Below are 13,508 nucleotides of genomic sequence, written 5' to 3' on the forward strand. Positions count from 1 at the left end.
TTCTCTATGTCTCTTGTCGCGGACTACGGTTTCGTACTCCTCGTGATGGCCTGCTGCTTTGGTTTGTTCATGGCGTGGGGCGTTGGTGCCAACGATGTTTCCAATGCCATGGGCACTTCGGTCGGTGCCAAGGCGCTGACCATCAAGCAGGCGATCCTGATCGCCATGGTCTTCGAATTCTGCGGTGCCTATCTGGCCGGTGGCCAGGTTACCGAAACCATCAAGAACGGCATCGTCGATGCCTCGGTGATTCCCGCCGACATGTTCGTGCTGGGCATGATGGCCTCGTTGCTGTCGGCCGGTACCTGGCTGCTGATCGCCTCGATCCGCGGCTGGCCGGTGTCGACCACGCACTCGATCGTCGGTGCGATCATCGGCTTCGCGTCGGTCAGCGTGTCGGTCGATGCGGTGAACTGGGGCGGCCTGGTGCCGATCGTCTCGAGCTGGGTGGTGACCCCGTTCATTTCCGGTCTGCTGGCCTTCGGTCTGTTCATGAGCGTGCAATGGCTGATCTTCGACACCGAAGACCCATTCCGTAACGCCAAGCGCTGGGTGCCGGTTTACATGTTCCTGACCGGCTTCATGCTGGCGCTGATGACCTTCACCAAGGGCCTCAAGCACGTCGGCCTGAACTTCACCACTGGCCAGAGCATCATGCTGTCGGCCGGTGTCGGCCTGCTGGTCGCTGGCCTGGGCATCCTGCTGCTGCGCCGCATCAAGCTGGACGAGGAAGCCGACAAGGACTTCCACTTCGCCAGTGTCGAGAAAGTCTTCGCCGTACTGATGATCTTCACTGCCTGTTCCATGGCCTTCGCCCACGGCGCCAGTGACGTCTCCAACGCCGTTGGCCCGCTGGCCGCGGTGGTCGGGGTGATCGAAGCCGGTGGCGACATGACCATCGGCGGGCAGTCTTCGGTGCCCGGCTGGGTGCTGCTGATGGGCGCCGTGGGTATCGTCATCGGCCTGGCCACCTACGGCTGGAAAGTGATCGCCACCATTGGCAAGAAAATCACCGAGCTGACCCCGAGTCGCGGTTTCGCCGCCGAGCTGGCCACCGCAGCCACCGTGGTCGCCGCTTCTGGCATCGGCCTGCCGATCTCTACCACCCATACGCTGGTCGGTGCGGTACTGGGCATCGGCATGGCGCGGGGCATCGGCGCGCTCAACCTGGCGGTGGTCGGGCGGATCTTCACCTCCTGGGTGGTGACCCTGCCAATTGGCGCAGCGCTGGCGATCATTTATCTCGAAATCTTCATGCTGATCTTCCTGTGACCGTCTGACGGTCTGCTGCGCGGCCGTCGATGAGCAGAGGCCTCTGGTAGGAGGGGCCGGGGCGGCGATCCGCTTTAGCCCCGAGCTTTTTGTAACCCGATGAAAAGCTCGTGGCTAAAGCCGCTCCTACCCGATTGTCGGCCCTGAAAAACAGCGATTCTCTATTGGCGGTTCTCGCGGGCAACGCTTCACTCTATGATGAGGCGACCGACCCGAGAGAGCCGCCATGTCATTTCTCCCCCTCAAGGATCGCTTCGCGGCGCTGATCGCCGTGCCATCGGTCAGTTGCACCCAGCCCGCCCTGGATCAATCCAACCAGCCGGTCATCGACCTCCTGGCCAACTGGCTGGGCGAGCTGGGTTTCGCCTGTGAAAAACAGCAGGTCGAGCCGGGCAAGTTCAACCTGATCGCCACCTACGGCAGCGGCCCTGGCGGCCTGGTGCTGGCTGGGCACAGCGACACCGTGCCGTTCGACGAGGCCCTGTGGCAGAGCGACCCGCTCAAACTCACCGACACCGGTGATCGCTGGGTCGGCCTGGGCGTGTGCGACATGAAGGGGTTCTTCGCGCTGATCATCGAGGCGGTGCAGACGCTGCTCGACCAGCCGTTCAAGCAACCGCTGATCATCCTCGCCACCTGCGACGAGGAAAGCTCGATGTCCGGAGCCCGGGCGCTGGCCGAGGCCGGGCGGCCGTTGGGGCGCGCCGCGGTGATCGGCGAGCCCACCGGGCTCAAGCCGATTCGCCTGCACAAGGGCGTGATGATGGAGCGTATCGACATCCTCGGGCAAAGCGGCCACTCCTCCAATCCGGCCCTGGGCCGCAGCGCTCTGGATGCCATGCACGAGGTGATGGGCGAGCTGATGCAACTGCGCCGTCAGTGGCAGCAGGAGTACCGCAACCCGCAGTTCAGCGTGCCGCAGCCGACCCTCAACTTCGGTTGCATCCATGGCGGCGACAACCCCAACCGCATCTGTGGCCAATGCTCCCTGGAGTTCGACCTGCGCCCGTTGCCGGGCATGCAGCCCGAAGCGCTGCGTGCAGCGATTCGCCAGAAGCTGCAGCCGCTGGCCGAGCGCCACGAAGTGAGCATCGACTTCGCGCCGCTGTTTCCCGCCGTGCCGCCCTACGAACAGCCCGCCGACGCCGAACTGGTGCGCCTGGCCGAACGGCTGACCGGGCATACCGCCCAGGCGGTGGCCTTCGGCACCGAAGCGCCGTATTTGCAGCAGCTGGGCTGCGAAACCCTGGTGCTCGGCCCTGGTGACATCGACTGCGCTCACCAGCCGGGCGAGTACCTGGACACCGACCGCCTGATCCCCACGGTGCAGCTGCTGCGTCAACTGATTCAGCATTACTGCCTGAGCCCGCGCTGACATGAGGAGCATTTCGCTGATGCCATTGCGACGACGATAACGCACCGCCTCTGCCTGCGAGGCCAGCTGCCTTGCACCCATCGTTGCTTCTTTCGTTCTCCCAAGGGTTTCGCTGCACATGTACGACTACGTTAACTGGCTTCGCCACGCCTCGCCTTACATCAACGCCCACCGGGATTGCACCTTCGTGGTCATGCTGCCGGGCGAGGGCGTGGCCCATCCGAATTTCGGCAATATCGTCCACGACCTGGTGCTCCTGCACAGCCTCGGCGTGCGCCTGGTGCTGGTACACGGCTCGCGCCCGCAGATCGAGGCGCGCCTGGAAAGTCGCGGGCAAACGCCGGTCTACCACCGCGGCCTGCGGGTGACCGACAGCGCCACCCTGGAGTGCGTGATCGACGCCGTCGGCCAGCTGCGCATCGCCATCGAGGCGCGGCTGTCGATGGATATCGCCGCCTCGCCGATGCAGGGCTCGCGGCTGCGGGTCAGTAGCGGTAATTACGTCACCGCACGGCCGATCGGCGTGCTCGATGGCGTCGACTACCACCACACCGGCGAAGTACGGCGCATCGACCGCAAGGGCATCAACCGCCAGCTCGACGAGCGCAATATCGTGCTGCTCTCGCCGCTCGGTTATTCGCCCACCGGCGAGATCTTCAACCTGGCCTGCGAAGACGTGGCCATGCGCGCGGCCACCGACCTTGCCGCCGACAAGCTGATCCTGTTCAGCAGCCAGCAGGGCCTGCTCGACGAGGATGGCAAGCTGATTCGCGAGCTGCGCCCGCAGCAGGTGCCGGCCCACGTGCAGCGCCTGGGCAACGATTACCAGGGCGAGCTGCTGGATGCCGCTGCCCAGGCGTGTCGCGGTGGCGTCAAGCGCAGCCATATCGTCAGCTACACCGGCGACGGTTCGCTGCTCACCGAACTGTTCACCCGCGACGGTGGCGGCACCCTGGTCGACCCCGAACAGTTCGAGTCGCTGCGCGAAGCCGATATCAACGATGTCGGCGGGCTGATCGACTTGATTACGCCGTTGGAGGAGCAAGGCATCCTGGTGCGCCGTTCGCGGGAAGTGCTGGAGCGCGAGATCGGCCAGTTCAGCATCGTCGAGCGCGACGGCATGATCATCGCCTGTGCGGCGCTCTACCCGATCGCCGATTCGACTTCTGGCGAACTGGCGTGCCTGGCGGTCAATCCGGAATATCGCCATGGCGGCCGTGGTGACGAGTTGCTCGAGCGCATCGAAGAACGCGCCCGCGCCAAGGGCATCAATACCCTGTTCGTGCTCACCACGCGCACCGCCCACTGGTTCCGCGAGCGCGGCTTCGAGCCCAGCAGCGTCGACCGTCTGCCGGCGGCGCGTGCCTCGCTGTACAACTTCCAGCGCAATTCGAAGATCTTCGAGAAGAGCATCTGATCCTCAGCCAGCCTCGAGCGCGGCGCCACCCGGGATGGCCCCATCCAGAGTGGCGCCGAGTGCGGCAATCCAGCGGCGCAGTGACGTTGATCGATGCCATCGGGTGGCGCGGCGGCCCATCTTGGTCAAGGCTGCAAGGACACCCTCTCGATAAAGGACTACGCATGCCCATCCGACGCTCACCGATCACCGCCGCACTCGCGCTCTCGTTCCTGTCGTTTTCCGTCCTCGCTGCCGACCTGGCGCCCGAGGCGCTACTCAAGAAAGCCCAGGCCGAACAGAAGCCTTACCTGGCCACCGTCGAACAGCTGGTCAACGTCGATACCGGCACCGGTCAGGAGCCGGGCCTTAAGACCGTCAGCGCCCTGCTGGTCGAACGACTCGAGGCGCTCGGCGCCGAGGTCAAGACCAGCCCGGCCAGCCCGTCTGCGGGCGACAACATCGTCGGTACGTTCAAGGGCACCGGCAGTAAATCCTTCCTGCTGATGGTTCACTACGACACCGTGTTCCTGCCGGGCACCGCCGCCAAACGGCCGTTCAAGGTCGAGGGCGAGCGCGCCTATGGCCCCGGTGTGGCGGATGCCAAGGGTGGTGTGGCGATGATCCTGCACTCGCTGAAGCTCCTGCAGGACGACAAGTTCGATGGCTTCGGTACGCTCACCGTGCTGTTCAACCCGGACGAGGAAACCGGCTCCGCCGGCTCGAAGACCATCATCGCCGAACTGGCCCGTAAGCATGACTACGTGTTCTCGTACGAGCCGCCAGACAAGGACGCCGTGACCGTCGCCACCAACGGCATCAACGGCGTGATGCTCGAGGTCAAGGGCAAGTCCTCCCATGCGGGCTCGGCGCCAGAGGCCGGGCGCAACGCCGCCATGGAACTGGCGCACCAGATGTTGCAGCTCAAGGACCTAGGCGATCCGGCCAAGGGCACCACGGTCAACTGGACGATGGTCAAGGCCGGTGAAAAGCGCAACATCATTCCCTCAAGTGCCTCGGCCGAGGCCGACATGCGCTACTCGGACCTGAGCGAGAGTGACCGCGTGCTGGCCGATGCGCAGCGCCTGGTGCAGAAAAAGCTGATCGACGATACCGAGGTCACGGTGCGTCTCGAGAAGGGGCGCCCGCCGCTGGCCAGGAATGCCGCGTCCGAGCGACTGGCCAAACAGGCCCAGGGGCTTTACGCCAGGATCGATCGCACCATCGAGCCGATCGCCATGCGCTTCGGCACCGATGCCGGCTACGCCTACGTCCCAGGCAGCGACAAGCCGGCGGTGCTGGAGACCATGGGCGTGGTGGGCGCCGGCCTGCATGCCGATGACGAGTACATCGAGCTGTCGAGCATCGCGCCGCGGCTCTACCTCACGGTGGCGTTGATTCGCCAGCTATCGGCGCAGTAGCGTGGCGGCAGCGCGAGCCTGGCTCGCGCTGCATCTTGAGCCGTAGGGTCGGTACGAAAAGTTTCCGAGCGAAGGTCAGGCGAGGCAAAAATCGGTGAGGCACGGACTGGGCTCGCGTTCGAGTTTACGAGCTGTAAATGAGCAGGCCGACGCGATTTTTAACGAAGCAACACCGAGCGCAGGTACTTTTCCTGCAGAGCCTAGCGGCGCACCAGCAGCACGCCCGACTCCATGTGATGGGTATAGGGGAACTGGTCGAACAGCGCACAGCGCTCGATACGGTGGGTGTCGTGCAACTGGGCGATGTTCTGCGCCAGGGTTTCCGGGTTGCAGGAAATGTACAGGATGCGCTCGAAGCGGCGGGTCAGCTCGCAGGTGTCCGGGTCCATGCCGGCGCGCGGCGGGTCGACGAATACGCTGCCAAAGTCGTAACTCTTCAGGTCGACATCGGCCAGGCGACGGAACGGGCGCACATCATTGAGCGCTTCGGTCAGCTCCTCGGCGGACAGACGCACCAGGGTGACGTTGTCGATCTCGTTGTCGGCCAGGTTGGCCAGGGCGGCGTTGACCGAGGTCTTGCTGATCTCGGTGGCCAGCACCTTGCGCACGCGAGTGGCCAGCGGCAGGGTGAAGTTGCCGTTACCGCAATACAGCTCCAGCAGGTCGTCGTCGCGCTGGCCTAGTACGTCGTAGGCCCAACCGAGCATCTTCTGGCACACCTCGCCATTGGGCTGGGTGAAGGCGCCCTCCGGCTGGCGATAGCGGAAGCGGCGACCGGCGACCTGCAGCTCCTCTTCCACGTAAGGGCGGCCGACCACGATGCGCTTGCCCTTCGAGCGGCCGACCAGGCTCACCTGCAACTCCTCGGCGAGCAGCGTGGCGGCGGCTTCCCAGGCGTCATCGAGCGGACGGTGGTAGCACAGGGTAATCAGCGCATCGCCGGTTAGGGTAGTCAGGAACTCGACCTGGAACAGCTTGAAGCCCAGCGCCGGGCTGGCCTGCCAGGCGGCCTTGAGACGCGGCATCAGTTCGTTGATGCGCAGGCTGGCGATAGGGAAGTCTTCGAAAAAGATCGGGCTGTGTTTGTCGCCGGCCTCGAACATCGCGTAGTGACGGTTTTCGCTGCCGGCCTCGCGCCACAGGCGGAATTCGGTACGCAGGCGGTAGTACTCGCGCGGCGACTCGAACACCTCGGGCTCAGGCGCGGCGAACGGCGCGAGCAGTTCGACCAGGCGGGCCTTCTTCTCGGCGAGTTGGGCGTCGTAGGCGGCGGGGTCGAATGCGGGACGGCTCATCGGTCACTCGTGCGGCAGGAAAACGGGGCGCTATTGTAGCGATTCCGCTGCCGGCGTGCCGGTGTCGTCGATCATTGGTGGGGCGGGGAGCGACCAAGAGGGGGCTGGTGCAGATTGATCGTCAACACGACGTAGCCTGTGGTTGAGCGAAGCGATACCCAGGATTACCCATGGGCACACGCTGATCGAGGCCTACCCGGGTATCGCTTCGCTCAACCCGGGCTACCAAGAGCGTTTAGAACAACGCCAGCTTGATCACACAGAAAATGGCCAGCGCGACCAGCATGCCATTGAGTTCGCGGAACCGCCCGGCCAGGGTCTTGGCGGCGACCCAGGTGATGAAGCCGAAGGCGATGCCAGTGGCGATGGAGTAGGTCAGCGGCATGGCCAGGGCGGTGACCACCACTGGCGCGGCGACGGTGATGTCGCTCCACTCGATCTCGGCCATGCCCGAGGCCATCAGCACGGCCACGAACAGCAGCGCCGGGGCGGTGGCGAAGGCTGGAACGCTGCCGGCCAGCGGCGCGAAGAACAGCGCGAACAGGAACAATACGGCGACCACGATGGCGGTCAGGCCAGTGCGCCCGCCGGCGCTGACGCCTGCCGCCGACTCGATGTAGCTGGTGGTGGTGCTGGTGCCCAGCAGCGAGCCGCCCAATGCCGCGGTGCTGTCGGCGATCAGCGCACGGCCCATCTTCGGCAGGTGGCCGTCCTTGCGCATCAGGCCGGCTTTCTTGGCCACGGCGATCAGGGTGCCGGAGTTGTCGAACAGGTCGACGAACAGAAACGCGAAGATCACGCTGATCAGGCCCACATCCAGTGCGCCGGCGATATCCAGCTGCATGAAGGTCGGTGCCAGGGAAGGCGGCATCGACACCACGCCGCCGAACTCGCTAATCCCGAGCAGAATGCTCAGGCCGGTGACCACCAGGATGCTGATCAGCACGGCGCCGGTGATGCGCAGCGCCTCCATGCCGATGATCAGGAAGAAGCCAAGGATCGCCAGCAACGCGGCGGGCGAGCTCAGATCGCCGAGGCCGACCATGGTCGCCGGGTTGGCGGCGACGATGCCGGCGTTCTGCAGGGCGATCAGCGCCAGGAACAGGCCGATGCCGGCGGCGATCGCCGAGCGCAGCTCCAGCGGAATGCTGTTGATGATCCATTCGCGGATCTTGAAGATCGACAGCAGGAAGAACAGGCACGCCGACAGGAACACCGCACCCAGCGCGACCTGCCAGGTGTGGCCCATGCCCATCACCACGGTGTAGGTGAAGAAAGCGTTGAGGCCCATGCCCGGCGCCAGAGCGATCGGGTAATTGGCGATCAGGCCCATCACTGCGGAACCGAAGGCGGCCGCCAGGCAGGTGGCGACGAATACCGCGCCCTTGTCCATGCCGGTTTCGCCGAGGATGCTCGGGTTCACGAACAGGATGTAGGCCATGGTCAGGAAGGTGGTGACCCCCGCGAGTATTTCGGTGCGCACATTGGTGTTGTGTGCGTTGAGTTGGAACAGTCTTTCCAGCATGCGGAGCTCCGATGGCAGCGAACGCGCGTTTGAAGTATGCAGAGCGCAAGCAAAGCACTTCACGTGCCATATCGCGTTGCCGATCCACGAAAGCGCGGCATCATAGCAGCCCGCCCCAGGCCTCGGCAGCCGTCTCTGTCGGCAAGTTGGCAAAGCGCGGGAAACCTCCTTTACCCAGGCTTGTCAGAGCGCTCTAATATCGCCCGCCCGGCGCATCACGCGCCGCTGGCCGGCACGCACAGGGAGGCTGCAACGCACATGATCATCGGCATCGACCTCGGCACTACCAACAGTCTGGTATCGGTATGGGACGGCGAGGCGGCGCGGCTGGTGCCCAATGCCCTGGGCCGCCTGCTGACGCCCAGCGTGGTCGGCCTCGACGACCATGACCAACTGGTGGTCGGCGACATCGCCCGCGAGCGCCTGCAGACCCACCCGCACCTTACCGCCGCCCTGTTCAAACGGCACATGGGCAGCGCCCAGAGCACCCGCCTGGGGTCGCGTTCATTTCGCCCGGAAGAACTGTCCGCGCTGGTGCTGCGCAGCCTCAAGGAGGACGTCGAGCGCGCCTACGGGCAGCCTGTCAGTGAGGCGGTGATCAGCGTGCCGGCGTATTTCAGCGACGCCCAGCGCAAGGCCACGCGCATCGCTGGCGAACTGGCGGGGCTGAAAGTCGAAAAGCTGATCAACGAACCCACCGCTGCAGCCCTGGCCTACGGCCTGCACCACAAGGGCGAGGCGACCTTTCTGGTCTTCGACCTGGGCGGCGGCACCTTCGACGTGTCGGTGCTGGAGCTGTTCGACGGCATCATGGAAGTGCGCGCCAGTGCCGGCGACAACTTCCTCGGTGGCGAGGACTTCGATGATGTTCTGGTCGCCCACTTCCTCGCTGCCATGGGTGGCCAGGGCTTGCCCGATCACCAGCAGCCAGCGATTCATCAGCGCCTGCGCCGCGAGGCTCAGCGCGTGCGTCACGCCCTTGGGCAACAGCCCGAAGCGGTGTTTCAGCTGCGCGAAGAGGGTCGCGAATGGACGCTGCCGCTGAGCCAGGACAAGCTGCTGAGCATCAGCGAACCGCTGCTCGAACGCCTGCGCGCGCCCATCGAACGGGCCCTGCGCGATGCGCGCATCAAGGTCGCCGACCTCGACGAAGTGCTGCTGGTCGGCGGTACCACGCGCATGCCGCTGGTGCGCAAGCTGGTGGCCAGCCTGTTCGGGCGCTTCCCGGCCATGCACCTGAACCCCGACGAAGTGATCGCCCAGGGCGCCGCCATCCAGGCCGCGCTCAAGGCCCGCGATGCCACGCTCGAAGAAGTGGTGCTCACCGACGTCTGCCCCTACAGCCTGGGCGTGGAGATTTCCAAGCAGGTGGGCACCCAGCAGCAGAGCGGCCATTACCTGCCGATCATCGAGCGCAACTGCGTAGTGCCGGTCAGCCGGGTGCAGAGCGTGTATACCCTGCATGACGGGCAGAAGCAGGTCAGCGTGCGCATCTTCCAGGGCGAAAGCCGGCTGGTGGCCAACAACATCTTTCTCGGTGAGCTGGACGTGGCCGTGCCGGCGCGGCCCGCTGGCGAAGTCTCGCTGGACATCCGCTTCACCTACGACATCAACGGCCTGCTCGAAGCCCAGGTGGACACGCCGCTGACCGGCGAAAGCCATCGTCTGGTGATCGAGAACAACCCCGGTGTGCTCAGCCCCGAGGAAATCGCCGAGCGCTTCGCCGCCCTGCAGGCGCTCAAGGTCCACCCGCGCGATCAGCAGGTCAACAGCGCCCTGATGGCGCGCATGGAGCGCTTGTATCAGGAGTGCCTGGGTGACCTGCGTGAGCACGTCGGGCAACTGGCCGCGCACTTCGCCAGCATTCTGGAGCGCCAGGACGAGCGGGAAATCCGCGAGGCCCGTGGTGAAGTGGCCGCGCGCCTGGATGCTATCGAACAAGGGTATTGATCACCATGAATGCCTGGACGCTGCTTGGCCTGGACGCCGACGCCGATACCCGCAGCATCAAGCGCCGCTATGCGCAGTTGCTCAAACAGCACCGCCCTGACGAGGACGCCGACGCCTTCCAGCGCCTGCGCGAAGCCTACGAGCAGGCCTTGGCCCATGCCGCCGCTCAGGATCGGTCGCGGGAGGACGGCACCGACCAATGGCAGGCGCTCGCGTCGGTAGTGCAGGACGAACCTGCTGTGGTGGCCGCCACCGAAGAGCCACCGCATGCGCGCATCGAACATTTACTGCAAGCCAGCGCATCACTGGATGCCGCCCTGCAGCAGGCCCGTGAGCAGGGGCTGGAAACCGATCTGCAGCGTCATCTGCTGGCCCGCTGCGCCACGCTTGACGAAGAGGGGCTGAACATCCTGCGCTGGGGCATGCAGCGCTTGCAGTGGCTCTCGCCCTGGCAAGCCGACTACCTGCCGCGCAGCCACTCGGACGCCCTGGCCGAGCGCCTGTTGGCGCTGGAGCTGGAAACCCTGCAGCAGCGCTTGCAGGCCGGCGAGGAGCGCGCCGTCGTGGACGCCGCCACCGCTCTGCTGGCCAGCGACTGGCTGCAGTCGTTCGACCGCCGCCAGCAGTTGCAGGACGGCATGCTCTGGATGCTCGAGGTCACCGATCACTGGTCGGGTGGGTTGTTCGAACGCCTGTGCCGGCTGTTCGGCTGGAACGAGGACACCGGTGAGCTGCCGTGCTCCGTCGAGCGCTGGAACTGGCTGTGCTGGCGCTGCGAGCGTCACGCCGTGGGCCAGCGCCTGTTGCAGCAGCTGAAACTGGACTGGCCGTTACGCACCGAGGAGCGCGCCGCCTGGCTGCTGCTCAAGTCCATGGGCGAGCGTGAGGCGCGGCAGCTGGTCGACCGCTTCGACGCTGAAGACTGGCAGGCCTGCGACGCGCTGGAGCACCTGCTCACCGAGCGCTACCCCGAGTTGCCGGAGCAGCTCGGCCTGCAGATCGACGAGGACTGGCGGCGCTGGCAACCGCGCCAGTGGACGGTGTCGGCCACCGTCTACGCCTGGCTCCTGCTGTTCATCGCCATGTTCGCTACCTCGCTGCAGGATGCGCAAATGTCGGTGTACCTGGAGCGTTCGGGCGGTTATCTCGGCCTGGGACTCAAGGACCTGCTGATCAGCGTCGGGGTGGTCGCCTGGATGGTGATGCTCGCGCGTGGCTGGAGTCGGCTGGCCCGTTACCTGACGCGCCTCGACGTGCCCTTGAGCCGGCTGCTGTTGCCCGCCGCCTGGCGTGACCGTGGCGCCGGCATGCTGGTGCTGCGCCACGGCCTGCCGGCTGCGTTCTTCGCGATGATCGTCGCTGCGTTCGCGCCGAATCTGGCTTCCGGCTGGGTCGCCTTCGGCATTGCCTGGGCGCTCGAGGTGCTGTTCCTCGGCCTGGTGGGTGGCCGTCGCTCGCCCTGGCCGCGCTGGTCGATGTGGCGCACCGGCGCCTTCAAGGTCGACTACAGCAAGAAGGCCGAGTGGTGAACCCCTGGGAACTGCTCGGCCTGGACACCGAGGCCGATACCCGCACCATCAAGCGTCGCTACGCGCAGTTGCTCAAACAGACCCGCCCCGATGAGGATCCCGAAGCGTTCCAGCGGCTGCGTGAGGCCTATGAGTGGGCGATGGATTGGGCTCAGCGTACCCAGAACGTGGACGAGCCACCTGTGGTTCACGAAAGCGCCACGCCACCGCCATTCGGCGACGGGCAACGTGCCTTCGCGCCGTTGACCGAAACCCAGTCGCGGGACAGCGATGAAAACGCCTGGATATGCAGCCTGCCGGACCGTTGTGCTTCGCTGGACGATGCCTTGTTCCAGGCACGCGAGGCTGGCCTGGAACAGGTTCTTGAGCTGGAGCTGCTGCGCCGCAGTCAGCTGCCTGGCGAGCAGGCCATCGAGATCGTGCGCTGGGCTATGGCGCGTCTGGACTGGCTGACACCCTGGCAGGCCGATTATCTGTCGCCGCAGGTCATGGCCCAGTTGGCCGAGCGCCTGCTGGATTGCGAGTTGGCTACCCTGCAGGCCGACTTCGGGCAGATGAGCGAAACCGAATTCATCACCCGAATCCGTGCGCTGGGCAGGCAGAAATGGCTGCGGCCGCTCGAACTCAGTCGCCGCCTTCAGCTAGCCGTGATGGCGTTGCTGGAGGCACGCGATGACTGGTCGCTATCGGCGCTCGAGTCGGCCACCGAGGTGTTTGGCTGGAGCGAGATGCTCGGCAACATGCCGTTCTCGGCAGATCGCTGGGCAGGGCTCTCCGAGCGTGCCTTCGAGTACAGCGTACTGCAGCGCCTGCGCGAGCAGCTGAATGTCGACGTACCGGAGAGTCCCGAGCAGGCGGCCACCTGGTTCCTCCTCAAACCGCTGGAAGACGATGTGCGGCGGCGCATGGCCGAGCGATTTGGCGAGCCGGAATGGCGGGCCTGTGAGCAACTGGATCAGCAATTGCGGAACAGCTCGACTCTGGCCCGCTCATTCGGTGGCTACCAAGAGGACTGGCGCGACTGGAAGACGCTGTCCTGGGGGCGGTGGGCGACGATCTACGTGTGGTTGCTGACAGCCGTGGTGTTGTTTGCCAGTCAGCTTTACCTCAGTGCCAACAAGCCTGAGCCAACCCTGGCCCGCGACGGCATTGCCGCGCTGGCCGCCAGCGTACTGGTTAGTGCGCTTCTCAGCGTATTCCGGCGTGTCTGGGGCCGATTAGCCAAGTTGCTTGACGCCCAGGATCGCTGGCTGAGCAGGCGCCTGGTTCCTCTGGGGTTGGCCAGTGGGCGCCACGGGCTGTTGCTCATACGGCATCTGGCGCCGCTGGCCTTTCTCAGCCTGCTGGTCAGCGGTTGGGCTCGCCAGTTGCCTGGCTGGTGGGGCCCCGGGCTGGGCCTGGCCACGGCAGTCGGTGGCTGCTGGTTTCTGGCGCGTGTTACCCAAGGCGTGCCAGCCAACGCCTGGGTGCTGAGAATCGGTGGGCTGTTCAATCGGCATACCTGGGTGATGATGCTGGTGTGGCTGGCGCTGATCATTGGCGGCAGCATTCTGGGCGCCACCTTGGGGCCGAAGGGGCAGCGCGCCACGTCACCTGACTACAGCCATGGGTTAGAGAACCCCTGCGCTCACCCCACCGATGCCGAGCAGCAACGGTTTTGCGACGAAGCTGCGCAAATGGTCAGGAAGGCGATGGGCGATTTCGAGCGGCAGCGATCCGGTGAATCAAAGCCTCAGGGCTGAAGC

9 protein-coding genes are annotated in these 13,508 nt (G+C 65.3%); 7 read left to right on the forward strand and 2 right to left on the reverse strand.

What is annotated here, in order from left to right; genetic code table 11:
• Positions 1–6 precede the first annotated feature (6 nt).
• The 4 genes from BVH06_RS24100 (at position 7) to BVH06_RS24115 (ending at position 5,464) form a co-directional block, all read left to right on the forward strand.
• The gene (locus tag BVH06_RS24100) at positions 7–1,272 is read left to right on the forward strand and encodes an inorganic phosphate transporter (protein WP_075928666.1); all 1,266 of its coding nucleotides are present in this window, start codon (positions 7–9) and stop codon (positions 1,270–1,272) included.
• Between the two features lie 226 nt (positions 1,273–1,498).
• Complete coding sequence (gene argE, locus BVH06_RS24105; RefSeq protein WP_075928667.1) at positions 1,499–2,647, forward strand: acetylornithine deacetylase; 1,149 nt, start codon at positions 1,499–1,501, stop codon at positions 2,645–2,647.
• Between the two features lie 118 nt (positions 2,648–2,765).
• Complete coding sequence (gene argA / locus BVH06_RS24110; RefSeq protein ID WP_075935724.1) at positions 2,766–4,064, forward strand: amino-acid N-acetyltransferase; 1,299 nt, start codon at positions 2,766–2,768, stop codon at positions 4,062–4,064.
• 164 nt (positions 4,065–4,228) lie between these two features.
• A complete protein-coding gene (locus BVH06_RS24115; RefSeq protein ID WP_075935725.1) occupies positions 4,229–5,464 on the forward strand; it encodes a M20/M25/M40 family metallo-hydrolase in 1,236 nt (411 codons plus the stop codon).
• Positions 5,465–5,664: 200 nt separating this feature from the next.
• Here the strand turns inward: BVH06_RS24115 and trmA are convergent, their stop codons facing one another.
• Complete coding sequence (gene trmA, locus BVH06_RS24120; protein ID WP_075935726.1) at positions 5,665–6,759, reverse strand: tRNA (uridine(54)-C5)-methyltransferase TrmA; 1,095 nt, start codon at positions 6,757–6,759, stop codon at positions 5,665–5,667.
• Positions 6,760–6,994: 235 nt separating this feature from the next.
• Positions 6,995–8,284, reverse strand: coding sequence for an NCS2 family permease (locus BVH06_RS24125; RefSeq protein ID WP_075935727.1), 1,290 nt, complete (start codon positions 8,282–8,284; stop codon positions 6,995–6,997).
• 258 nt (positions 8,285–8,542) lie between these two features.
• On the opposite strand from BVH06_RS24125, the gene BVH06_RS24130 reads away from it, so the two are divergent.
• From BVH06_RS24130 to BVH06_RS24140, 3 genes are read left to right on the forward strand one after another with little or no spacing between them, the layout of a single operon-like run.
• Positions 8,543–10,234: a molecular chaperone HscC gene (locus tag BVH06_RS24130; protein WP_075935728.1), complete on the forward strand. Its 1,692-nt coding sequence runs from the start codon at positions 8,543–8,545 to the stop codon at positions 10,232–10,234.
• 5 nt (positions 10,235–10,239) lie between these two features.
• Positions 10,240–11,763 carry a J domain-containing protein gene (locus tag BVH06_RS25855; protein WP_177345405.1) on the forward strand — a complete coding sequence of 508 codons (1,524 nt, stop codon included), beginning with the start codon at positions 10,240–10,242 and terminating at the stop codon, positions 11,761–11,763.
• Positions 11,760–13,505 carry a J domain-containing protein gene (locus BVH06_RS24140; protein ID WP_139315724.1) on the forward strand — a complete coding sequence of 582 codons (1,746 nt, stop codon included), beginning with the start codon at positions 11,760–11,762 and terminating at the stop codon, positions 13,503–13,505. The genes BVH06_RS25855 and BVH06_RS24140 overlap by 4 nt, the downstream gene beginning before the upstream one ends.
• The last annotated feature ends 3 nt before the right edge of the window (positions 13,506–13,508 follow it).

The organism is Pseudomonas sp. PA27(2017) (assembly GCF_001945445.1).
In the GTDB taxonomy this organism is placed as follows: domain Bacteria; phylum Pseudomonadota; class Gammaproteobacteria; order Pseudomonadales; family Pseudomonadaceae; genus Aquipseudomonas.